Genomic DNA, 21,660 nt, shown 5'->3' on the forward strand with positions numbered 1-21,660 from the left:
CGTTCCGGGCGGTCGTTCCCCGCGCCCGGTAGCCCTCCTCACTCGGTCCCCGCGTCCCCCTGCCCCACCCGCCACTCGCGCGCGAGCAGCCCGTAGCGCAGCGTGTCTCGACGCTCGCCGCCCCAGACGCCGTCCTCCCTGAGACGGCCCTCCTCGACGAACCCGAGTCCCTCCAGCACGCGCGCGGACGCGTCGTTCCCCTCGTACACCCGTGCGGTGAGCCGGTGGAGCGCGCGCTCGTCGAAGGCGTGTGCACACAGCAGGTCGGCCGCCTCGGTCGCGTAGCCGTTCCCCCAGGCGTCGGGTGCGAGCCAGTAGCCGAGTTCCGCGACGCCGCGGCGCTCGTCCTCGCGGAAGAGGAACGTCAGGCCGACGGGGTCGCCGTCGACGCGGATCAGGAGGGTGACCCCGTCGTCGCCCCGGACCACTTCCTCGCGGTACTCCGCCACGTCCGCGGCCGCGTGGGGACCGACCTCGCCGAGCGGCTTCCGGAGCCGCGGGTCGTTTCGGTGTCGCCGGAGGAACTCGTCGTCCTCGGGTTCGACGGGTCGGAGCGAGACGCGCTCGCCCGACTTGAAGGCGGAACCTGGCATGGACGCCGTGGCTCGCCGGCGGGACAAAAACCCTCACGGTCGCGGGTCGGAGGCGGAAACTCCCCGTTCCCGGGTCGGAAACGGGGCTGCTGTGCCGCCGCCACACGCCGGAGTCGGCCGGCCGGGGGCCTACCAGAGCAGGCCGACGCTGAACACGTACAGCCCCGCCAGCGCGGCCTCGAAACAGAGCGTCCCGATCGCCGAGAGCACGACGAACTGCCGGTCGTCCATCTCCGAGAGGCCCGCGGGGACGGTCAACATCCCCCGGGTGAAGAGCAGCGAGTTCGAGACGGGGACGACGATCGGCCCCCAGCGGTCGAACCAGCCGTCGAAGCGGTCGAGGGTGTCCTCGCTCACGCGGAACCAGCGCTTCCGGAGCAGCCACTCGCGCCCGCCCCGCTGGGCGAGTTTGAACAGCGCGAACTGGCCGATGGTCGCGCCGAGCACGGCGATGCCGAGGATCGCGAGGACCCGGTCGGGCGAGTGGCCGAGCAGGACGAGCGATCCGGGGACGACGAGTTCGCTCGGGACGAAGTACATCAGCATCGCCCCCTCCAGGACGAAGACGCCGAACAGGACGACGTAGGCCCACTCGGAACTGAGCAGCCCCTCGAGCCACGGGGGGAACTCGCCGACGATGCTCTGGAGCGGGACGTTCACGGAATCCGGTAGCACATCGGTCGCTATATGGCTTGTGTCACGGAGTTCGACGATTCCGATTCGTGTGGGTCGGACCGTCCGGCGGTTTCTGGATCCGATCCGTGGGCTCCCGGGGTGACCTCGAAAGCCCCGCGGGGTTCGGGTCGCGCGCCCGACCGCACTCCTCGCGCTGGTTTCACTCGCGCTGCGATGCTTGAGCGGCCGGGGACTTTCGAGCGGTTCCGAATCCCTGCGCCCACTCCACCGGACCGAACTCGGAGCCCGGCGCGTACCCGACGGCGTTTTCACCGCGCCCCCGCACACCCCCGGTATGGACCTCACGGACCGGCCGCGCCGCCTCCGGACCGACGGCGTCAGGCCCCTCGTCTCCGAGACCGACCTCGACGCCTCGGACCTCGTCGCGCCGGTGTTCGTCGACGCGACGACCGACGAGCGCGTCCCCATCGAGTCGATGCCGGGCCACGAGCGCGTGCCCGTGGACCAGGCCGCCGCCCGCGTGGCCGAGGTGCGCGAGACGGGCGTCGAGGCCGTCATCGTCTTCGGCATCCCGGAGTCGAAGGACGACGTCGGCACGCGCGCGTACGCCGAGGACGGCGTCGTCCAGCGGGCGGTCCGCGACGTCGCCGCGGAGACGGACGCCTACGTCATCACCGACGTCTGCCTCTGCGAGTACACCGATCACGGCCACTGCGGCGTCGTCGAGGAGGACGCCGCCGAGGACCCCACCCTGACCGTGAAGAACGACGAGACGCTCGACCTGCTCCGGAAGACTGCCGTCTCCCACGTCGAGGCCGGCGCGGACATGGTCGCGCCCTCGTCGATGACCGACGGGATGGTCGGCGCCATCCGGGAGGGACTCGACGACTCCGGCCTCGCCGAGGCGCCGATCATGAGCTACGCCGCGAAGTACGAGTCGGCGTTCTACGGCCCGTTCCGGGACGCCGCGGACGGCGCGCCGGCGTTCGGCGACCGCCGGCACTACCAGATGGACCCCGCGAACGCCCGCGAGGCGCTCCGGGAGGCCAGGCTGGACGCCGAGCAGGGCGCGGACGTGCTGATGGTGAAGCCCGCGCTGCCGTACCTCGACGTGGTTTCCTCGCTCCGCCGGGAGTTCGACCGCCCGATCGCGGCGTACAACGTGAGCGGGGAGTACGCCATGTTGCACGCCGCGGCCGACCGGGGCTGGTTGGACCTCGAGGAGGTGGCGTACGAGTCGCTGTTGAGCGTCAAGCGTGCCGGCGCGGAGCTGATCGTGACGTACTTCGCCGAGGACCTGGCCGATCGGTTGTAGGTCGGGTTCGGTGACTCGGCGGTCGCTAGATGGCCAGTGTCTCTCGCCAGTACCACGACGATAGTCTCGAAAGCCCCCGCGGGCGTCGACTCGCGCGGCCGGCTGCGCTCCTCGCTCCCTCGCGATGCTCGGTCGCTACGGTGCTTGTCCGCCCGTGCGTCGTCGACACCCGCGGCCCCTTTCAGTCCCACCCACCGCATCCTCGCCCTCCCCAGCCTCCTGCGATGCTCGCGTTCGTTCCCTCCGGTCACATCACGCTGCGCTTCTCGTCCCTCGCGCGCGTTTCTCGCGCGCGCCGACCGCAACTGGGTGGACGAGACGACCCGTCCCGAACCGGAGACGAGAGTTTAAACCCGATAGCGACCCACCCCCGCACACGAATGGCGACCGCAGACGCGAACCCGGCCCCCGACGGCTTCCCGGTCCCCGCGCTCCGCGACCGCGCCGAGGCCTGCGCCGCACGCCTCCGCGCCGCAGACCGGGTGCTGCTCTGCTCCCACATCGACGCCGACGGGCTCACCAGCGCCGCGGTCGCCGCCAGCGGGCTCGAACGCGCGGGCATCCCCTTCGAGACGCTGTTCTCGAAGCAGCTCGACGCCGAGGAGGTGGCGAGCATCGCCGCGACCGACTACGACACCGTCCTGTTCACGGACTTCGGCAGCGGCCAGCTCGACGTCATCGCGGACCACGAGTCCGCGGGCGAGTTCACGCCGGTCGTCGCGGACCACCACCAGCCCGCCGACGCGAGCACCGAGTACCACCTCAACCCGCTGCTGGAGGGGATCGACGGCGCCTCGGAACTCTCCGGCGCGGGCGCCGCCTACGTGCTCGCGCGGGCGCTCGAACCCGTCGGCTCGGACGACTCCGCGACCCCCGACAACCGCGACCTCGCCGCGCTCGCGGTCGTCGGCGCGGTCGGCGACATGCAGGACTCCGAGGGCGGGCTCCGCGGCGCGAACGAGGGGATCGTCGCCGACGGCGTCGCCGCGGGCGTGCTCGCCGAGGAGACGGACCTCGCGCTGTACGGCAGACAGACCCGGCCGCTCCCCAAGTTGCTCGAGTACGCGAGCGAGGCGCGCATCCCCGGCATCTCCAACGACGAGGCCGGCGCGATCGAGTTCCTCTCCGGGCTGGACGTCGAGATGAAGGCCGACGGCGACTGGCGCCGCTGGGTCGACCTGACCGGCGAGGAGCGGCGGGCCGTCGTCTCCGCGCTCATCCGTCGCGCGGTCGCCTCCGGCGTCCCGGCCGAGCGCGTCGACTCGCTCGTCGGCACGACCTACGTGCTCGCGGACGAGGAGCCGGGGACCGAACTCCGCGACGTGAGCGAGTTCTCCACGCTGCTCAACGCGACCGCCCGGTACGAGCGCGCCGACGTCGGCCTCGCGGTCTGTCTCGGCGACCGCGACGCGGCGCTCGACCGCGCGCGGGCGCTCCTGCGGAACCACCGGCGAAACCTCTCGGAGGGGCTCCAGTGGGTCACGAACGAGGGGGTGGAGCGGGAGGAGCACCTCCAGTGGTTCGACGCGGGCACGCGCATCCGGGAGACCATCGTCGGCATCGTCGCCGGAATGGCCGTCGGCGCCGACGGCGTCTCCCGGGGCCGCCCCATCGTCGCCTTCGCCGAGAAGGACGACGAGGAGGTGAAAGTGTCCGCGCGCGGGAGCGGTCACCTCGTCCGCGAGGGGCTGGACCTCTCGGCGGTGATGCGCGAGGCGTCACGGGCGGTCGGCGGCGACGGCGGCGGCCACGACGTCGCGGCCGGCGCGACCATCCCGCGGGGGGAACGGGCGGCGTTCCTCGACGAGGCGGACCGGCTGGTCGGGGAGCAACTGGGATGAGAACCGGCGTCGCCCGGGAACGCGCTACCGTTCAGACCGATTCGGAGGCCGAGGACGACGAGCCGATGTCGCGGAACAGCATCCGGTAGTCGTCCGGGGAGAACGCCGTGGCGAGGTCGTCGAGGTCGCCCTGGAGCGATTCGATGCGTGAGAGGAGTTCCTCGTACTCCTCGCTCGATCGGAGTTCGGCGGGCGTCCGCTCGGTTTCGAGCACCGCCCGCTTCGTGACGAGGGCCGCGGTCCGGCGGAGCTTCGCGTCGTAGCTCGACCGCGTGCCGAGCCGTTCGACCGCCGCGAGGATGTCGTCCCGGGTCGCCGGCTTCACGAGGTAGAGGTCGAACCCCATCTCGACGATGTCCACGTCCGGCTCGACGGCGGTCACCATCGCGACCCGGCAGTCGAGCTCCCGCGAGCGCAGCTCCGCCAGCACCTCCGCGCCGGAGATGTCGGGAAGCCGTCGGTCGAGCAACACGGCGTCGGCGTCGTCGTCCGCGAGTCGGAGCGCCTCCTCCCCGGTGTTCGCCACCCGTACGTCGTAGAGTCCGTCCAGATAACCGCGGTACAGCTCCGCGACCTCCGGCTCGTCCTCGACGATCAGCACGCTCCGGGTCACGAACGCCCACCCCCCGTACGCGCGCCCTCGCCGGTCATACTCCCTCCCCGGATGTGTTCGCTCATAAAACTATCGCACGAGCGGTACGTTTTCGGGGGCGGAGCGCGGCGGACGGCGCAACCGTTTTCATTTATGAGGCCGGCGTGATATCCGGATACATGGTCGAGACGGTCAAGACGGGTGTCGAGGGGCTCGACTCCGTTCTCAACGGCGGACTGGTGGAGAACGCGACGGTACTCGTGAGCGGGAACCCGGGGACGGGGAAGTCGCTGTTCGGGATCCAGTACCTCTATAACGGGGTTCGCGAGTTCGACGAGCACGGCATCTACATCTCCTTCGAGGAGAACGCCGAGGACATCCGCCAAGCGGCGGAGTCCATCGGCTTCGACGAGTGGGGTGACCTGGTCGAGCGCGGCGACATCAAGGTGTACGACAAGAGCACCATGCTCCGGGAGGGCGATTTCAGCTCCGCCATCGACACGCTGCTGGAGGACTTCGCGAACGCGAGCTACGATCGGCTCGTGCTCGACTCGCTCACGATGTTCTCGCTGTTCTTCGAGGACGAGAAGGAGAAGCGGACCTACCTCCTCAAGTTCTCCGACATCCTCAAGCAGAACGGGCTCACCTCGCTGCTCATCAACGAGCAGGGCGCGGTGTTCCCGGAGACGGAGATCGGCCTGGAGAACTTCCTCACCGACGGCAACGTCTACTTCATCCAGACGCCGACCGACTCGGGCGTGAACCGCTACGTCTGGGTCGCGAAGATGCGGAAACAGGACATCGACACGGACATCTTCCCGATGGAGATCGCCGACGGCGGCATCAAGGTGTACGAACGCGCCGGCGGCTTCTCGATGATGGGCCGTGAGGGCCCCGAGGCCGGCTTCTAGGGTCGAACCTCGTCCCCCGTCTGCGCATCGACGGCTACCCGTCGGTCATCGTCCGCCACACCTGGTCGAGCTTGTTCTTGACCTCGGAGCGCTCCTCGAGTTCCACCGTCAGCCCGTCCCGGAAGGTGACGTTCACGCCGTCGACGCTCCGCCGGTACACCTTGATGCGCCGGTGCTCGTCCGACAGCGGTCGGTCGTGTAGCTCCAGCAGGTCCGTCTCCTCCAGCTCGTTGATCCGGCGGTAGCAGGTGGCGATCGGCACCTCCAGCTGGTCCGAGAGCTCCTGTGCCGACTTCGGTTCGCCTGCCGCGTCGAGGATGTCGGGGTTGTACTTGTTCCCCAGCGCCTCGATGATCTCCTCGTCTTCCCCGGCCATTCAGTATCGCGGTTGATTCTCTCCGACATAAACGTACCGCCACTGATGCGGCGACGCGACGGCGATAGTAGGGCGAGCTTACCGGGCGGTATCAGCGGTGAGACCCTCCCATGGGCTTCGTAGCTCCGGGTTACCCGACGTTCTCGATGGACGTCCCGGGAGGAACAGTTCAGTTATCCGCATTGAAAATCAGCGAGACAGGTTTAATAGTGGATTCCGATTCGCTGGGAGCAGAGCCCGAGCGATGACGCCGCAGGCCGAGCCGGGATCGAAGCCAAGGTAGACAACACATGTTCGAATTCATTACAGACGAGGAGGAGCGCGGGCAAGTGGGGATCGGGACGCTCATCGTGTTCATCGCGATGGTGCTCGTCGCGGCGATCGCGGCGGGAGTCCTGATCAACACGGCCGGGTTCCTGCAGTCGAGCGCACAGGAGACGGGCGAACAGTCGAGCAGCCAGGTGTCCGACCGGCTGCAAGAGGTCGTGACGACCGGGACGGTCGGTAATGAGGGCACGATCGAGAAGGTGAACGTCACGGTGTCACAGGCACCGGGTTCGGGTGAGGTCGACCTCTCGAATGCCACCATCAATTGGATCGGGCCGTCAGGGACGCATACCCTGACTCACGAAAACGCGGACGAGTCGGGCTGGCAGTTCAGTACGTCCATCGTGAAGAATACTGACGGGAACAACGTCGTCCTGAACGACCCGGACGACCGATTCAACATCGAGTTCGATCTAACGGCTACGAACGGACCGGGTGCCCTCGGTGAGGGCCAGACGGTGACGGTCAAGATCAACACGATGTCGGGCGCGACAACCACCATCCGGTTCACGGCCCCGCAATCGCTCGACGGGAAGGACGCGGTGGAACTGTAACCATGTTCGAATTCATTACAGACGAGGAGGAGCGCGGGCAAGTGGGGATCGGGACGCTCATCGTGTTCATCGCGATGGTGCTCGTCGCGGCGATCGCGGCGGGAGTCCTGATCAACACGGCCGGGTTCCTGCAGTCGAGCGCACAGGAGACGGGCGAACAGTCGAGCAGCCAGGTGTCCGACCGGCTGCAAGAGGTCGATACGACCGGTAACGTGTCGGGTTCGGTGGTCGACAAGGTGAACATCACCGTTACGCAGGCAGCCGGTGCGGGCGAGATCGATCTGCGTAACGTCACCGTCAACTGGGTCGGACCCGACGGGACGTACACGATCGTCCACGATTCGGTGGGGGATGGTGCGACGAGCGCTGACAGCAACTTCTCCGTCACCGAACTCAAGGACGCGGACGACTCAAGCCCGGTCCTGAACGACCCGGACGACCGGCTCAAGATGACCTTCGACCTCGGGGACGGCAATAAGCCGGATGAACTCGGCGAAGGCGAAGAGGTGACCATTAAGGTCAACACGATGTCGGGCGCGACGACCACCATCCGGTTCACTGTCCCGCAGTCGCTCGATGGAAAGCAGGGCGTTGAGCTGTAGACCGACTACAGGCGTCTGACTACACCTTTTTCATACAACACACGGATACAACGAACACATGACCGACGACGTCGGCGACCCGGCGCTCGACCCGGACGATCTCGACATCTCGAAGAGCGAGTACGTCCGCGAGCTGGGCGAGGACCGCTACGTCGTCTCCCCGGGCAGGGCCCCGCCCCGCGAGCCCCGCTCCGAACCGGCCGAGGAGCCTCGACCCGCGGACCGACCGACCGAGTCCTCCAGGTCCGACGCGTCCGCGGGAACGCCGGCCGCAGAATCCCCTCCACGTCCGGTCGACGACCGAGAGGACTCCACCGACACCACGACCAAGCCCGAACCCTCCCGAACCGGGGAGCCGACCGACGGCGAGGTCGACCCGTCCGACCCGCCGAAGCGGGACGCGACCCCTCGAACCGACGTGAAGCGCGGTGCACCCTCACGGCGGACCAGCAGGGACGACGCCTCGGCGGAGGTCGACGCGGCGGCGGTCGGCCGCTGGCTCGCCGAGTCGCTCGCGGACGCCGAGTTCGAGTACGGCTTCGACGCCACGCTCTCGATCGAGGACGAGGCGGTCCGCCACCGGATGGTGTCCAACGACGTGACGACGACGTTCGAGACGCTGGCGCTCTGGTTCTCACGCGCGGCGGCAGGCGAGGGGATGACGCCCGAGCGCGCGCTGGGCATCCTGCTCGCGGAGATGGACGCGGGCGTCACGCTCCCGGCCGTGGCGCTCCGTCGGGCGGTCGACCGCCACGGGCTGACCGCCGAGGACTCCATCGGCGATCTGCTCCGGGCGGCGGAGGAGGAGGACGGGCTGACGCTGGAGTGATCTGTGGCCTGTCGAGTTCGTTTCGCGTTCGGACGCGAGCGGAGTGGAACGCGGGGGATTGCTGTGTAGCTGTGTCCGAAAGCCCCCTCGCGGTCCTCTCCCTAGGGTCCGCCCATTTGACGTGGAGCAGCGTTCGAAAGCCCCCGCGGCGGTGGACTCGGTGCGGCCGCTGTGCTCCTCGGCTCGCTCCCTGCGGTCGCTCGCCTGCGGTGCTTGGCGGTCCGCGCCTTCGTCCACCGCCGCGGCCCCTTTCAGTCCCGCCCGCCCGCACCGCGTCCTCACCCTCCCCAGCCTCCTGCGCTCCTCGCGTTCGCTCCCTCCGGTCGCTCACACTGCGGTGCTCGTCCCTCGCGCGTCGTTGGCCGCGCACGAGGCGCGGCCGCCACGCGCCGGCCGGCTGATTCCCTGCACGTGAACGCATCTCCGTTTTCATCCCTGATACGCGGGGGAGAGCGTTTATCTTGATTCCGGGGCCCGTTTCCGCTATGTCGACCAGCGTGCTGATCGCCGACGACTCGGAGTTCATGCGGAACCTCCTCCGCGAGATCCTGGAGGGCGAGTTCGAGATCGTCGGCGAGGCGGAGAACGGGGTGGAGGCCGTGGACATGTACGGCGAGTACGGCCCGGACATCGTGATGATGGACATCGTGATGCCGATCCGGAACGGCATCGAGGCGACCGAGGAGATCACCGGCTCGGACCCGGGCGCCCGCGTCATCATGTGCACGAGCGTGGGCCAGGAGGAGAAGATGAAGGCGGCCGTGAAGGCTGGCGCCGAGGGGTACATCACGAAGCCGTTCCAGAAGCCGAACGTCCTCGAGGCCATCAACGACGTCGTCCCGGCGTAGGGATGTACGTCGACATCCAGTCGCTCGGCACCTTCAGCCGCCTCGCGAGCCAGGGCGCCGACCGGGCGGCCGACTCGCTCTCGCAGCTCACCGGCGCGAGCGTGTACGTCGACGTGACCGACGTGACGCTGATGGCCGCGGGCGACCTCCGGGAGGCGTTTGCCGACCGGGAGTTCGTCGGCGTCGAGATCGGGCTGACGGGCGGCATCGCCGGCCAGACCGTCATGGCGTTCGAACGCGGGGCGGCGAACGAACTCGTCTCCCGGCTCATGCCCGGCGCCGGCGACGACCCCGAGTACGTCCGCAGCGGCGTCACCGAGGCGGGCAACATCCTCACGTCGGGGTTCATCGACGGCTGGGCCGACCACCTCGGGGTCGCCATCGACATGACGCCGCCGTCGTACGTCCGCGCGTCGGGGGTCGAGGTGCTCCCGGACGGCGCGTTCGACGACGACCGCTCGGGCGTGTTCCTCTTCGAGTCGCGCGTCTCCGCGATGGACTCGGAGCTGGATCTCACCATCTACATGCTCCCCGAGTACTCCGGGTTCACCGACCTGCTCGGCCACGAGGACGAACGGGCCGCGGCCGCGGGCGAGGCCGTTCCGGTGGACAAACTGCCGGCGTTCAGCCGGATGACCAGGCGCGGCGCCGCCAGCGCGGCCGAGAAGGTGACGATGATGACCGGCACCGAGACCGCGGTCGACGTCTCCCGGATCCGGTTCGTCCCCGTGGGCGACGTCCCCTCGGAGGTCGGCGACGAGACGCTCGCCGGCACGGTGTTCGAACTCCACGGCGAGCCGAGCGGCTACCTCGCGGTCCTCTTCGACGAGTCCTCGGCCGAGCGGGTCGCGGGCTCGATGATCCCCACCGAGACCGACGACGGCATCGGGGAGATGGAGCGCGGGGCGCTCCGCGAACTGGGCAACATCGTGACCTCCGGGTTCATCGACGGCTGGGCGAACGTGCTCGGGACGAGCATCGAGCACACCCCACCTCAGTTCGTCCACGACATGGGGTCGGCGGTGATGAGCCCGCTCGTGAGCGACCTCGGCCGGACCCAGGACCACGCGTTCATCATCGACTCCACCGTCCGGACCCCCGACGGCGACGTCCGGTGTGACATCTACGCCCTCCCGGATCAACGTGAACTCGCCGCGGCGCTCGACCGCATCGACCCGGCGGTCGCCGACGGCGGTCACGGGCCCGCGGGGTCCGATGACGTCCGCTGACGTGGACTCCCCCTCGAACCGATCGGGGTGCGGATACGACGGCGGCTCCCCGAACGACGTCCCGCGACGGAAGGTCGGCCTCTCGGACGCGGCCGTCGCCACCGACGGAAGCGCGCTCGTCACCAGCGGGCTGGGCTCGTGTCTCGGCGTCGCGGTGCACCACCCGAGCGCCGGGGCGGGCGGGCTCCTCCACGCGATGCTGCCGGAGGCGAGCGACCATCCGGGCGTCGACCAGAAGTTCGTCGTCCAGGGCGTCGAGGCGCTGCTCGCGGCCCTCGCGGACGAGGGCGCCCCGCCGGACGGCCTCCGCGCCAAACTCGCGGGCGCCTCCGAGATGATCGAGTTCGACCGCGGGCCGTCCGCGCCGTCGGTCGGCCGCCGGAACGTCGAGGCCGCAGAACGGGTGCTGGCGGCCAACGACGTCCCGGTCGTTGCCGCGGACACGGGCGGCCACCGGGGGAGGTCCCTCCGGTTCGACACCGCCGACGGTCGACTCCGCGTCGCGTACGCGGGCGGTGACACGCGAGTACTCTGATCTTCGCAACTGGACGGATTCCGGACGTTCGTAATCGGACGGATCGAGTCCCTCGCCCGACGAACCCGATGGATGGTTCGGCAGATTCCGGGACGGACGCGTTCACCTGCGGCCCGACCCGACCGACCGATCGCGACCGCGGGGGATCGGACCCGCCCCGACGGCCGACCGTTATCTGTCCTGATAGACGACGGGGAGAGTTTAAGGGCAGTCCGGGGAAGAAATCGCGGTAATGGGTCTCCTCACCGTACTGCCCGAGGCGGCGGCCGGCTTCGCCGGGGTCGAACCGGGCCTGCTCGTCTCGGTCGGCCTGCTCGGCGCGAGCCTGCTCGATCGCTTCCGGGACGACGACGAGTCGGCCGGGGACGAGAGCGTGGACGACGACCCGTTGCTCGACGACGACGGCGCGTTCGGCGGCGGCGGCGCCGCCGACGGCGACGACCTCGGCGACTTCGGCGGGATGGACGACTGGGACGACGACGACCCCTTCGGGGGCGACGAGGAGGAGGACGACGCCGCCGAGCTGGAGAAGCGACTCGAGGACCTCGAGAACGAGGTCGCCAGCCTCTCCTCGACGGTGAACACCGTCCGGTCGGAGAACGAGGAGATCTCCGGCCAGGTCGACGACATGGGCGAGGACGTCCGCAGCCTGCTGGACATCTACGAGATGGTCACGCGCGGGATCAACCCGTTCGTCGACGACGTCCAGACGGGCGGGGCCGACCTCGGCGGCGACAACTCGTTCGGGCTCTTCGACGACGACGGCGAGGAGGACGACGAGGAGGAACTCGACGAGGACCTCGCGAGCGCGGACGCGGAGGGGTTCTTCGACGAGGAGCTCGTCGAGGAGGACGAGGAGCTCGACGAGGACCTGGACGATCTGGGCGACCTGGACGACCTGGACGACACCGACGACGACACGGAGGACGAAACCATGGCCAGCGACAACGGCGGCAAGAGCTTCAGTGAACTGAAAGACGAGTACGAGTCCGGCGACGCGGAGTGGGCCGGCGGCGGGGACGCCGAGGACGGGGACGGTCTCGAGGACGTCGACGGGAACGGCGACCTCGGCCTCGACCTCGAGGAGGCGGCCGACGACCCGCTCGAGGACGACCCCGGGCCGGAGCCGGACGCGCCGGAGGGCGTGCCGACGGACCCGACCGTGACCGACGACGACGGCGGCGGCTTCGAGTTCGTCGAGGAGGGCGACCTCTCCGAGGGACCGCGGAAGCCGTACCTCACCTCGCTCCCCGGCGACTACGTCGGGGACCTGATGGTGATGGAGTGGCTGGAGTTCCTCGTCGAGGAGTCCAGCACGACCGACGCCGTGCGCGCCGTGAACTACTACGAGCGGGTGGAGTGGATCGGCGAGGACGTCGCGAACCAGCTGAAGGCATTCCTCTCGGGCTTCGGCGACATCGACAGGAACCTGATGGACCGCCCCGGCACGTCCGAGCTCGATCTCGACCACCACACGCGGAGCCTGAAGTACATCATGCAGCTGACGAACGCGACGGCGGAGTCGGTCGTCATCGACCGCTGGCCGCAGCTCTCGGGGGGCCTGCATGGGCCTCAGCGTTAGCGCCGCCACGGCCGTCGTGTTCCTCGGGCTGTTCGTCGCCGCGGGCGCGTTCTACCCCGCGGTGGCGAACGGCGCGGAACTCGTCACGGACGCACAGCACGATGCGAACGACCGGGCGCTCGACCAGCAGAACACCGACATCACCGTGACCAACGCCACCTACGACGCAGACAACGACACGCTCGTCGTGAACGCCACGAACGAGGGCTCGACCGCGCTCGACCTCGCCAGCGTCGACCTCATCGCGGACAACACGTACCTCGAGGCGAACGCGACCGTCGAGGGCGACGGGGACACCGACGTCTGGCTCCCCGGCGAGCGGGCGCGGTTCGAGGTCGACACGGCCGAGGAACCCGACCGCGCGACCGTCGTCGTCGACCACGGCGTCCGCGACGGCGCGGCGGTGGAGGTGATCTAGCGTGGCGAGCGGCGGGGTCGCGGAGATGGTCCTGTTCATCGCCGCGCTGCTCGTGGCGGCCTCGGTCGCCGGCACGCTGACCAGCGAGGTGACGCGGCTCGGCGACGCCATCAGCGAGCGCTCGCTCGACGTGGCCGGCGACGTGCGCGCCGACACCGAGATCATCTCGGATCCGGGAGCGGAGGTGTACAACGCCTCCGGGGGCGAGAACGTCACCGTCTACGTCCGGAACACGGGCTCGTCGGCGCTCAGGGCGGAGCCGTCGACGTTCGACGTGCTGCTCGACGGCACGTACCGGACGAACGTCTCCGTCTCGCTCGTGGGCGACGCCACCGGCTGGGGCCAGGGCGAGGTGGTCGAACTTCGGGTCCACGCACCGGGACTCGAGACGGGCGACCACCGGCTGAAGCTGGTCGTCCGCTCGGACGAGGAGGTGTTGCGGTTCCGCGTATGAGCAGTCGAAACCCACACGACAACCTGCTGTCGATCGGCCTGCCCGAGCGCGACCAGCTGAACCAGGAACTGGGCGGCGGCATCCCCCGCGGGAGCATCGTGCTCGTCGAGGGCGACTACGGCGCCGGCAAGTCCGCGCTCTCCCAGCGGTTCAGCTACGGCCTCGTCGACGAGGGCGCGAGCGTCACCCTCCTCTCGACGGAGCTGACCGTCTCCGGGTTCATCGACCAGATGTACTCGCTGGAGTACGACGTGACGAAGCCGCTGCTCAACGAGGAACTGCTGTTCCTCGCGGCGGACTTCGACTCGGGCGGGGCGTTCTCCGAGGGGGACGGCGAGCGAAAGGAGCTTCTCAAGCGGCTGATGGAGGCCGAGACGATGTGGCAGTCGGACGTCGTCATCCTCGACACGTTCGACTCCATCCTCCGGAACGACCCGACGTTCGAGGCGCTCGTCCGGAACAACGAGGAGCGGCAGGCCGCCCTCGAGATCATCTCGTTCTTCCGTGACATGATCTCGAACGGGACCGTGATCGTCCTCACCGTCGACCCGTCCACGGTCGGCGAGGAGGCCATCGGCCCGTTCCGCTCCATCGCGGACGTCTTCCTCGAGTTACAGATGGTCGAGGTCGGCAGCGACGTCCGCCGGAACATCTCGGTGAAGCGCTTCGCCGGCATGGGGAGCCAGGTCGGGGACAGCATCGGCTTCTCCGTGCGGTCGGGCACGGGCATCGTCATCGAATCGAGGAGCGTCGCGTAGCGACGAGGTGACGACGAATGACAGACCAGGGAACCGCGAAACCGTCGAGCGAACTGAAGCAACTGGCGATGAAGCGCCCCCACCTCCGGGAGCACCTCCAGAAGTTCAAGCAGATCACCGGGGAGTTCCCGATGTTCGTCGACGACGTCCATGGCGACCACGAGGCGCGCCGGCCGAACGTGCTCTACCCGGTCGGCGGCCCCATCTTCTGTCACGTGTACGGCGACTTCGGGCAGGACACGAAGTACTACGCCGTCGAGCCGACGCTCTCGACCGCCGAGGAGCAGGTGCTGGGCGTCGTCAAGAGCAAACTGCTCAACAAGAGCGGCCACCACCGGGCGCCGGACGAGGAGTCCGGCTACGACGACCTCATCGAGGAACTGCTGGAGGAGGTCACGGTCATCGCGGAGGAGGGGGGCGAGTACGGCCCGCTCTCGAAGGTGCTGAACTTCGGCCGGACCGAGGTGTCGCGGGAGACGTACGAGAACATCCGGTACCGGCTGAACCGCGACATCGTCGGCTTCGGCCCGCTGGAGCCGGTCATGCGCGACCCGGAGAACGAGGACATCCACGTCATCGGGCCCAAAGAGTGTCACGTCGACCACGGCGTCTTCGGGATGATGGAGACGACCGTCGACTTCGGGACCCCCAAGCAGTTCGACAACTGGCTGCGCAACATGGGCGAGCGGATGGGCGACCCCGTCTCGGACTCGAACCCCATCGTCGACTCGACGCTCCCGGACGGGTCGCGTATCAACATCATCTACTCCGACGACGTCTCCATCAAGGGCTCCTCGCTCACCATCCGGCAGGGCGAGGGGACGCCGCTCTCGATCAACCAGATCACCAACTGGGGGACGCTGTCGCCGGAACTGGCGGCGTACCTCTGGCTCTGTCTGGAGAACGAGCAGACGGTGTTCGTCGTCGGGGAGACGGCGTCGGGGAAGACGACGACGCTGAACGCCATCCTCTCGTACATCCCGCGGGACTCGAAGATATACACCGCGGAGGACACCGCCGAGGTCGTCCCCCCGCACAACACCTGGCAGCAGCTCCTCACGAGGGAGGGCGACGGCGGCGAGTCGAACGACGTGGACATGTTCGACCTGGTCGCGGCCGCGCTGCGTTCCCGCCCCGACTACATCATCGTCGGCGAGGTGCGGGGCGCCGAGGGTCGGATGGCGTTCCAGGCCGCCCAGACCGGCCACCCCGTGATGCTGACGTTCCACGCGTCCGACATCGTCTCGATGATCCAGCGGTTCACCTCCGACCCGATCAACGTCCCCGAGACGTTCATGGACGTCGCCGACGTCGCGCTGTTCCAGAACCGCGTGAAGCAGGGCGACGACGTGCTCCGACGGGTCACCTCCGTCCAGGAGATCGAGGGCTACTCGAAGGAGATGGACGGGGTCGTCACCCGGCAGGTGTTCGACTGGGACCCCGTGGAGGACGAGATCGTCTTCCGCGGCATGAACAACTCCTACGTCCTCGAGGAGCAGATCGCGACCCTGCTCGGGTACGCGGACACCCGCGACATCTACGACGACCTCTCGTTCCGCGCCGACCTCATCGAGCGGATGATCCAGGAGGGAATCCTCGGCTACCACGAGGTGAACGAGGCCATCACGTCGTTCCAGCGCGACGGCGTCGACGGGCTCCCGTTCGACATGCACCGCTCCACGAGCTAACATGAGCACCGGAACCGGCGGCGGCACGTCGACCCTGTTCCCCGACTCGCTGTCGGACCTGGTGAGGGAGCTGCTCGATTCGTACGACGAACTGGAGATGCCGCGGCGGCAGTACGTCGCGTACGTCCTGCTGCCGGCGCTCGGGTTCCTCCTGCTCACGCTCGCGGGGGCCGTGCTGTTGCCGTTCCCGCTGTCGGTCCGGGTACCGGTTCCGCTGCTCGGCCTGCTCGTGTTCGGCGCGGCGGTCGCGTACCCGAAGCTGTACCTCAACGGGCGGAAGGTCGCCATCGAGAACCAGCTCCACCTCGTGATGACCCACATGACCGTGCTCTCGACGACGAACATCGACCGGATGGAGGTGTTCCGCACGCTCGCGGGCGAGGAGGAGTACGGCGCCGCCGCCGAGGAACTGGGCCGCATCGTCCACCTGGTGGACACGTGGAACCAGTCGCTCGACGACGCGCTGCGGCGGCGGGCCAAGGAGGTGCCCTCGGACGCCTTCTCGGACTTCTTCGACCGGCTCGGCTACACCATCGGGGCGGGCCAGTCGATCGACGAGTTCCTGCTGTCCGAACAGGACGCGGTCATCCAGAACTACATCACGGTGTACGAGGGCGCACTGGGGAACCTGGAGGTGATGAAGGACCTCTACATGTCGATGATCCTCTCCATGACGTTCGCGCTCGTGTTCGCCATCGTCCTGCCCATCCTGACGGGCGACGACCCCACCGTCACCGTCTCGGCGGTCATTGTCATGTTCATGCTGGTCCAGCTCGGCTTCTACGTGATGATCCGGGCGATGGCGCCCCACGACCCGGTGTGGTTCCACTCCGAGCGGGGCGCGCCGACGGACCTCCGGCTCTGGGGGAGCCTCGTGGTGGGCGTCGGGCTGACGTTCGTCCTCGTCGCCGTCGTCGGAGCGGGGCTGTTCGGGTACGGCCCGGGCCTGCCGGGGCTGCTGTTCTTCCTCGACGAGACGCCCGTTCCGCTGTACGTCTGTGTCCCCATCACCCCGATGGCGATCACGGGCGTGATGCTCCGGATCGAGGAGCGGAACATCGGCGAGCGTGACGAGGAGTTCCCGTCGTTCGTCCGGGCGCTCGGCGCGGCCGAGTCCGCGAAGCAGTCGACGACCGGCGACGTGCTCCGGACGCTCCACCAGAAGGACTTCGGCGCGCTCTCGCCGGCCATCACGCGGCTGTACCGCCGGCTCAACATCCGAATCGACCCCTCCCAGTCGTGGCACACGTTCGCCGCGGACACGCGCTCGTACCTCATCCAGAAGTTCTCCGATATGTACCTCGAGGGGCGTCGGATGGGGGGACGGCCGAAGATGCTCGGCGAGCTCATCTCCGAGAACATGAACACGGTGATGCAGCTCCGCGAGCAGCGCCGGCAGGCGACCGTGACGATGATCGGTCTGCTGTACGGCATCACCGCGGCCTCCGCGTTCGCGTTCTTCATCGGCCTGCAGGTCGTCGACATCCTCGCGGACCTCTCCGAGCAGTTCAGCGTCCAGGACGCCGGCGGCGTCGGGCAGATCATCTACGCCGGCGTGTACGACATCCCGCTCATCGAGTTCCTCCTGTTGCTCGTCATCCTGTTCAACGCCGTGCTCTCGTCGGTGATGATCCGGACCATCGACGGCGGCAACAAGGCGAACGCGTACCTCCACTTCGTGGCGATGACGTGGCTGGGCTGCGGGGTGGCGCTGTTCACCCAGCGGCTCGTCACGGAGATACTGACGATCTGAACGGCTGCTGCCGTGGTTCGGGGAGGAACCCACTGTCGGGGTTCCGTAACGCGATGGCTGGAGAGTGGATGTCACATCGGCCGGACGGAGCAGAATCTACCCGTGACTACTCTCGCCCAACCTCGCTGTGCTGGCTTCCACCCACGCTGCGTCGGTGCACATCGACGAAGCACCTCACCCGTTCACAACGCCAGCGGACCCCTCGATCCGGTCGAAGATGCTCCTCACCCGATCACACGGCATTCGACTCCGGTTCTCCGCCACGATCGTCGGCCCGACCGTTACGCATCTTCCGGGGACAGGAGATAGTCCATGTTCAGGTACTGCGTCATGTCCTGGTTCCGTTCCGTCACGACGATGTAATCCACCTTCTGGACGCTGTCCGCCTCGCGGACGGTGGTGACCAGTTCATCCACCTTTTCGAGCGAAGGGAGGCTCCCGACGGCGTAGATGTCGTACGTCCCGACGCCACGGGAGACGTGCCAGAACGGCTGCTCACAGAGGAGGTCGAAGGCTTCGTCCTTGGCATCTTCAGTATCGGCCGTTGAGACGGCCACCCGGAGGATTTCCCAGGAGACCTTTCGCGGATCGACGAGGAAGAACACGGTCGTTAGCTCGATGATCTTGTCGACCCGGTATCTGACTCCTTCCGAACTCATCTCGTAGCCCAGGTCAGCCAGGGTATCCGTGATCTCGGAATAGGGGACTCTCGGATTCTCGGCGAGGGTCTGCAGAATCACGCCGTCGATGTCGTCGAACGATTCGAACGTCTGTTTTGCCATAGGGTCGCCTCACCTTCCCCCACGGATTGCTAAACGTTGTTGGTCGATTCTACCACGGGATTTCCTGTTGGATCTCGTTCCGTCACAGCGAGCCATGATTCTGTGAACAACAAGTGCCTATTTGGGTTTTGGGGAACAATTGTGATTAATCGCCTGTATCGCCAATCGATTTAGCCATCAAAAAGAACCATAAGAATTATTTCAGTAAGCTATATGGGGGTGTGGCATTCAGCAACAACCATGCGGAAGACTACCAAAACCCGCAGGGACGTACTGAGAAAAACAGCCGGTGCCGGGAGCGCGGGGATCTCCCTCGCGCTGGCCGGGTGTGGGGGGTCGGGCGGCGGGAACGGAGGGGGTGGTGGTGCGGGCGACCCGGTCGATCCGATCGAACTCATCGTGACGACGCAAGACTACGACCCAGTTCGGTACGAGTTCGGCAACCTCATCGCCGACAACTGGCGGGAACTCGGATTTGAGGTCGAAGTCAACCCGCTGGCGTGGAACTCGATCGTCGATCAAGCGATGACCCAGCAGGACTTCGACGCGTTCACCCTGAACTGGGCCGGTCGGGCCGAACGGCTCGATCCCGACGTCTTCAGTTACTCGCTGCACCACTCCTCACAGACCGACAAGGGGTCGTACAACCACATCAACTACGTGAACTCCGAGTACGACGAGTACGCCGAAACACAACGGGAGACGTACGACGAGGAGGAACGGCGCGAGGCCGTGATGAAGTGTCAGGAGATCTTCGCCGAGGACCAGCCGCGGACGCCGATCGCGAACCAGACGCAGGCGATGCCCTACCTTGAGGACCGGTTCGACGAGGTCGTGAACATGATGGGAGAGGGGTTGATGTCCTTCTGGACGGCGGTCGACTCGGTCCCGGCCGACGGGGTCGAGCAAATCAGCCTCGGCTACCCGTCCGACGTCAACAACCTGAACCCGGTCGACGGGGCGGCGACCCACGACACGCAGACGATGCGGCTGATCTACGACAAACTCGTCCGGATCGACAGGGACGGCACCACCCGCAACTGGCTCGCAGAAGAGATCGAGGAGGTCGACGACACGACGATCAGGGCCACGATCCGGGAGGGAGAACAGTGGCACGACGGGGAGGATCTGACGATCGAGGACGTGAAGTTCTCCTTCGACTACCTGGGTGAACACTCGTCCGTCCTCGGTGGATTCATCGACACCCTCGAGTCGACCGAGATCGTCGACGATCGAACGGTCGAGTTCTCGTTCGAGGAGCCGTTCGCGCCGTTCATCCCGATCGGTCTCGGGCAGGTGTTCATCATCCCGCAACACATCTGGGAGGGGGTCCCCGACGACCTCGACGGCGTCTCGGAACCCGTCGAGTGGGAGAACCCCGAACCCGTCGGCAGCGGGCCGTTCAAGTTCGTCGAGTGGAACCGCGACGAGCAGATGACCCTCGAAGCGAACGAGGATCACTTCAACCCGCCAAACATCCAGGAGCTCATCAAGGTCCCGGGCGCCGACATGCAGAGTCTAGTGCGACTCGTCGAGGACGAGTCGCTCGACATGATCGGATGGGTCGCGGGTCCCGACACGGTCAACCGCCTCGACTCCGAGGTCGATCACGTCGGCATCAGTTCGATCGACAGCCACGGGTGGTACCACATCAACTACCAGCTCGACCGCGCCCCGTTCGACGACGTCGCCGTCAGGCATGCCCTCGCGGACGCGATTCCGAAACAGGACATCGTCGACATCGTGATGGACGGGATGGCGTCCGTGGCTCACACGTTCATGGCGGAGGTCAACGAGTTCTGGCACAACCCGGACGTGATGGAGTTCGGGGACGACATAGAGGGAGCGCAGGCGACGCTCGAGGAGGCGGGCTACACGCTCCAGAATGGCCGACTCTACTACCCGGAGGAGTAGCGTGCGTGGGAACGACTCACTCGCCCACGAGCGAGCGGAGGACGCGTCACCGTCGGTCGTACGGCGACGGCGGTGCTCGCACGCGGGTTCACGGGAGGGGCGTCGATAATGGGGCTCCAGGAGTTCGTCGTTCGACGCATCGCCCAGTTGATCTTCACGTTCTGGGTGTTCGTCACCATCCTCTTCGTCCTGTTCAGGGCGGCGCCGGGGGACCCGACCTCGATGTTCGTCGGGCAGGGGATGTCCGCGGAGGCACGCGAAGAGACGATACAGCGCCTCGGCCTGAACGAACCGCTCCACGTGCAGTACTTCGACTACATGGGCCAGTTGCTGACGGGGAACTTCGGGACCTCCTTCCGGTACAACGAACCGGTCTGGGACATCCTCGTCGTGAAGTTCTGGAACACCATCATTCTGATGGGGTCAGCGCTGGTGCTCGCGTACGTGCTCGGCGTCACGTTCGGCGCCCTGCTGGGGTGGTATCGGGGAACGTCGTTCGAACGCGGCGGGATCATCGTCGCGCTGATGGCCCGCTCCTCGCCGGAGTTCTGGACGGGAATCATCGTGCTTTCGATCTTCTCGTTCTGGCTCGGCGTGTTCCCCTCCGGGGGGATGCGTTCCATCGGAGTGGAGACCACGAGTTTCGCGGGGAGGTACCTCGCCTGGGACTTCGTCTACCACATGGTCCTCCCGATGCTGGCGGGCGCCATCTACTACATGGCGACGCCGATGCTGCTGATGCGGAACACGATGCTGGACGTGCTGAAAGCCGACTTCATCGAGATCAAGAAGGCGGAGGGACTCCCCGAGAGTCAGGTCCTGTTCCGGCACGCGGCCAGGAACTCGGTGCTGCCGCTGGTCACCGTCATGGCGCTCGTATCGGGAACCGCGATCGGCGGCTCCCTGGTCATCGAGACGGTGTTCAACTGGCCGGGGATGGGGCGGGAGATGGTCCAGTCCATCAACTACAACGACTACCCCGTCGCCATGGGGTCGTTCTTCCTCATGGGGTCGGTGGTCATCGTCATGAACTTCCTGGCCGACCTGGCGTACGGCTTCCTCGATCCACGGGTGCAGTATGATTGAGACGATGAACGGGACGTGCACGACGGAACGACCGGGC

At 67.4% G+C, this 21,660-nt stretch carries 22 protein-coding genes; 17 read left to right on the forward strand and 5 right to left on the reverse strand.

What is annotated here, in order from left to right; genetic code table 11:
- Positions 1 to 38: 38 nt before the first annotated feature.
- Together HUG12_RS04355 and HUG12_RS04360 are read right to left on the reverse strand one after the other, a co-directional pair.
- Positions 39 to 593 (reverse strand): GNAT family N-acetyltransferase, encoded by a 555-nt coding sequence (locus tag HUG12_RS04355; protein ID WP_179267592.1) that lies wholly within the window; start codon positions 591 to 593, stop codon positions 39 to 41.
- A gap of 129 nt (positions 594 to 722) precedes the next feature.
- The gene (locus HUG12_RS04360; protein WP_179267593.1) at positions 723 to 1,253 is read right to left on the reverse strand and encodes a DedA family protein; all 531 of its coding nucleotides are present in this window, start codon (positions 1,251 to 1,253) and stop codon (positions 723 to 725) included.
- Between the two features lie 310 nt (positions 1,254 to 1,563).
- On the opposite strand from HUG12_RS04360, the gene hemB reads away from it, so the two are divergent.
- Together hemB and HUG12_RS04370 are read left to right on the forward strand one after the other, a co-directional pair.
- A complete protein-coding gene (gene hemB / locus HUG12_RS04365; protein ID WP_179267594.1) occupies positions 1,564 to 2,544 on the forward strand; it encodes a porphobilinogen synthase in 981 nt (326 codons plus the stop codon).
- 380 nt (positions 2,545 to 2,924) lie between these two features.
- Complete coding sequence (locus HUG12_RS04370; RefSeq protein WP_179267595.1) at positions 2,925 to 4,385, forward strand: single-stranded-DNA-specific exonuclease RecJ; 1,461 nt, start codon at positions 2,925 to 2,927, stop codon at positions 4,383 to 4,385.
- A 31-nt stretch (positions 4,386 to 4,416) separates the two neighbouring features.
- Here HUG12_RS04370 and HUG12_RS04375 read toward each other — a convergent pair whose 3' ends face one another.
- Complete coding sequence (locus HUG12_RS04375; RefSeq protein WP_179267596.1) at positions 4,417 to 4,998, reverse strand: response regulator transcription factor; 582 nt, start codon at positions 4,996 to 4,998, stop codon at positions 4,417 to 4,419.
- A 158-nt stretch (positions 4,999 to 5,156) separates the two neighbouring features.
- Here HUG12_RS04375 and HUG12_RS04380 point away from each other — a divergent pair, with 158 nt between their 5' ends.
- Positions 5,157 to 5,888, forward strand: a complete 732-nt coding sequence (locus HUG12_RS04380; RefSeq protein ID WP_179267597.1) for an RAD55 family ATPase — start codon at positions 5,157 to 5,159, stop codon at positions 5,886 to 5,888.
- 34 nt (positions 5,889 to 5,922) lie between these two features.
- On the opposite strand, the gene HUG12_RS04385 is transcribed toward HUG12_RS04380, so the two are convergent.
- Entirely contained in the window at positions 5,923 to 6,264 is a 342-nt protein-coding gene (locus HUG12_RS04385) for a winged helix-turn-helix domain-containing protein (RefSeq protein WP_179267598.1), read from the reverse strand.
- A gap of 290 nt (positions 6,265 to 6,554) precedes the next feature.
- Between HUG12_RS04385 and HUG12_RS04390 the strand changes: the two genes are divergently transcribed.
- The 12 genes from HUG12_RS04390 (at position 6,555) to flaJ (ending at position 17,841) form a co-directional block, all read left to right on the forward strand.
- Positions 6,555 to 7,145 carry an archaellin/type IV pilin N-terminal domain-containing protein gene (locus HUG12_RS04390; protein ID WP_179267599.1) on the forward strand — a complete coding sequence of 197 codons (591 nt, stop codon included), beginning with the start codon at positions 6,555 to 6,557 and terminating at the stop codon, positions 7,143 to 7,145.
- A gap of 2 nt (positions 7,146 to 7,147) precedes the next feature.
- Positions 7,148 to 7,747 carry an archaellin/type IV pilin N-terminal domain-containing protein gene (locus tag HUG12_RS04395; protein ID WP_179267600.1) on the forward strand — a complete coding sequence of 200 codons (600 nt, stop codon included), beginning with the start codon at positions 7,148 to 7,150 and terminating at the stop codon, positions 7,745 to 7,747.
- A gap of 58 nt (positions 7,748 to 7,805) precedes the next feature.
- Entirely contained in the window at positions 7,806 to 8,576 is a 771-nt protein-coding gene (locus tag HUG12_RS04400; protein WP_179267601.1) for a DUF7500 family protein, read from the forward strand.
- Between the two features lie 485 nt (positions 8,577 to 9,061).
- Positions 9,062 to 9,424, forward strand: coding sequence for a chemotaxis protein CheY (cheY, locus tag HUG12_RS04405; protein ID WP_179267602.1), 363 nt, complete (start codon positions 9,062 to 9,064; stop codon positions 9,422 to 9,424).
- Positions 9,425 to 9,426: 2 nt separating this feature from the next.
- A complete protein-coding gene (locus HUG12_RS04410) occupies positions 9,427 to 10,653 on the forward strand; it encodes a chemotaxis protein CheC (protein ID WP_179267603.1) in 1,227 nt (408 codons plus the stop codon).
- Positions 10,640 to 11,188, forward strand: coding sequence for a chemotaxis protein CheD (locus HUG12_RS04415; protein ID WP_179267604.1), 549 nt, complete (start codon positions 10,640 to 10,642; stop codon positions 11,186 to 11,188). Before HUG12_RS04410 ends, HUG12_RS04415 begins: the two co-directional genes overlap by 14 nt.
- A gap of 232 nt (positions 11,189 to 11,420) precedes the next feature.
- Complete coding sequence (locus tag HUG12_RS04420; RefSeq protein WP_179267605.1) at positions 11,421 to 12,770, forward strand: FlaD/FlaE family flagellar protein; 1,350 nt, start codon at positions 11,421 to 11,423, stop codon at positions 12,768 to 12,770.
- Positions 12,754 to 13,188 (forward strand): flagellin, encoded by a 435-nt coding sequence (locus HUG12_RS04425; RefSeq protein ID WP_179267606.1) that lies wholly within the window; start codon positions 12,754 to 12,756, stop codon positions 13,186 to 13,188. The genes HUG12_RS04420 and HUG12_RS04425 overlap by 17 nt, the downstream gene beginning before the upstream one ends.
- 1 nt (position 13,189) lies before the next feature.
- A complete protein-coding gene (locus HUG12_RS04430) occupies positions 13,190 to 13,642 on the forward strand; it encodes a flagellar protein G (RefSeq protein WP_179267607.1) in 453 nt (150 codons plus the stop codon).
- Positions 13,639 to 14,400 (forward strand): ATPase domain-containing protein, encoded by a 762-nt coding sequence (locus HUG12_RS04435; RefSeq protein ID WP_179267608.1) that lies wholly within the window; start codon positions 13,639 to 13,641, stop codon positions 14,398 to 14,400. The genes HUG12_RS04430 and HUG12_RS04435 overlap by 4 nt, the downstream gene beginning before the upstream one ends.
- A 17-nt stretch (positions 14,401 to 14,417) precedes the next feature.
- Entirely contained in the window at positions 14,418 to 16,088 is a 1,671-nt protein-coding gene (locus tag HUG12_RS04440) for a type II/IV secretion system ATPase subunit (protein WP_179267609.1), read from the forward strand.
- 1 nt (position 16,089) lies between these two features.
- Complete coding sequence (gene flaJ, locus HUG12_RS04445) at positions 16,090 to 17,841, forward strand: archaellar assembly protein FlaJ (protein ID WP_179267610.1); 1,752 nt, start codon at positions 16,090 to 16,092, stop codon at positions 17,839 to 17,841.
- Positions 17,842 to 18,122: 281 nt separating this feature from the next.
- On the opposite strand, the gene HUG12_RS04450 is transcribed toward flaJ, so the two are convergent.
- Positions 18,123 to 18,623, reverse strand: a complete 501-nt coding sequence (locus HUG12_RS04450) for an Lrp/AsnC family transcriptional regulator (RefSeq protein WP_179267611.1) — start codon at positions 18,621 to 18,623, stop codon at positions 18,123 to 18,125.
- Positions 18,624 to 18,863: 240 nt separating this feature from the next.
- Between HUG12_RS04450 and HUG12_RS04455 the strand changes: the two genes are divergently transcribed.
- Positions 18,864 to 20,537: an ABC transporter substrate-binding protein gene (locus tag HUG12_RS04455; protein WP_179267612.1), complete on the forward strand. Its 1,674-nt coding sequence runs from the start codon at positions 18,864 to 18,866 to the stop codon at positions 20,535 to 20,537.
- Between the two features lie 108 nt (positions 20,538 to 20,645).
- Entirely contained in the window at positions 20,646 to 21,623 is a 978-nt protein-coding gene (locus tag HUG12_RS04460; RefSeq protein WP_179267613.1) for an ABC transporter permease, read from the forward strand.
- Positions 21,624 to 21,660 lie beyond the last annotated feature (37 nt).

The organism is Halorarum salinum, assembly GCF_013402875.1.
Taxonomy (GTDB): Archaea; Halobacteriota; Halobacteria; order Halobacteriales; family Haloferacaceae; genus Halorarum; species Halorarum salinum.

Bases quoted from the DNA above. Each gene is read 5' to 3' on its own strand.
- HUG12_RS04355 (WP_179267592.1), bottom strand. From the start codon at position 593: ATGCCAGGTTCCGCCTTCAAGTCGGGCGAGCGCGTCTCGCTCCGACCC.
- hemB (WP_179267594.1), top strand. From the start codon at position 1,564: ATGGACCTCACGGACCGGCCGCGCCGCCTCCGGACCGACGGCGTCAGG.
- HUG12_RS04370 (WP_179267595.1), top strand. From the start codon at position 2,925: ATGGCGACCGCAGACGCGAACCCGGCCCCCGACGGCTTCCCGGTCCCC.
- HUG12_RS04380 (WP_179267597.1), top strand. From the start codon at position 5,157: ATGGTCGAGACGGTCAAGACGGGTGTCGAGGGGCTCGACTCCGTTCTC.
- HUG12_RS04385 (WP_179267598.1), bottom strand. From the start codon at position 6,264: ATGGCCGGGGAAGACGAGGAGATCATCGAGGCGCTGGGGAACAAGTAC.
- HUG12_RS04390 (WP_179267599.1), top strand. From the start codon at position 6,555: ATGTTCGAATTCATTACAGACGAGGAGGAGCGCGGGCAAGTGGGGATC.
- HUG12_RS04395 (WP_179267600.1), top strand. From the start codon at position 7,148: ATGTTCGAATTCATTACAGACGAGGAGGAGCGCGGGCAAGTGGGGATC.
- HUG12_RS04400 (WP_179267601.1), top strand. From the start codon at position 7,806: ATGACCGACGACGTCGGCGACCCGGCGCTCGACCCGGACGATCTCGAC.
- cheY (WP_179267602.1), top strand. From the start codon at position 9,062: ATGTCGACCAGCGTGCTGATCGCCGACGACTCGGAGTTCATGCGGAAC.
- HUG12_RS04410 (WP_179267603.1), top strand. From the start codon at position 9,427: ATGTACGTCGACATCCAGTCGCTCGGCACCTTCAGCCGCCTCGCGAGC.
- HUG12_RS04415 (WP_179267604.1), top strand. From the start codon at position 10,640: ATGACGTCCGCTGACGTGGACTCCCCCTCGAACCGATCGGGGTGCGGA.
- HUG12_RS04420 (WP_179267605.1), top strand. From the start codon at position 11,421: ATGGGTCTCCTCACCGTACTGCCCGAGGCGGCGGCCGGCTTCGCCGGG.
- HUG12_RS04425 (WP_179267606.1), top strand. From the start codon at position 12,754: ATGGGCCTCAGCGTTAGCGCCGCCACGGCCGTCGTGTTCCTCGGGCTG.
- HUG12_RS04435 (WP_179267608.1), top strand. From the start codon at position 13,639: ATGAGCAGTCGAAACCCACACGACAACCTGCTGTCGATCGGCCTGCCC.
- HUG12_RS04440 (WP_179267609.1), top strand. From the start codon at position 14,418: ATGACAGACCAGGGAACCGCGAAACCGTCGAGCGAACTGAAGCAACTG.
- flaJ (WP_179267610.1), top strand. From the start codon at position 16,090: ATGAGCACCGGAACCGGCGGCGGCACGTCGACCCTGTTCCCCGACTCG.
- HUG12_RS04450 (WP_179267611.1), bottom strand. From the start codon at position 18,623: ATGGCAAAACAGACGTTCGAATCGTTCGACGACATCGACGGCGTGATT.
- HUG12_RS04455 (WP_179267612.1), top strand. From the start codon at position 18,864: ATGCGGAAGACTACCAAAACCCGCAGGGACGTACTGAGAAAAACAGCC.
- HUG12_RS04460 (WP_179267613.1), top strand. From the start codon at position 20,646: ATGGGGCTCCAGGAGTTCGTCGTTCGACGCATCGCCCAGTTGATCTTC.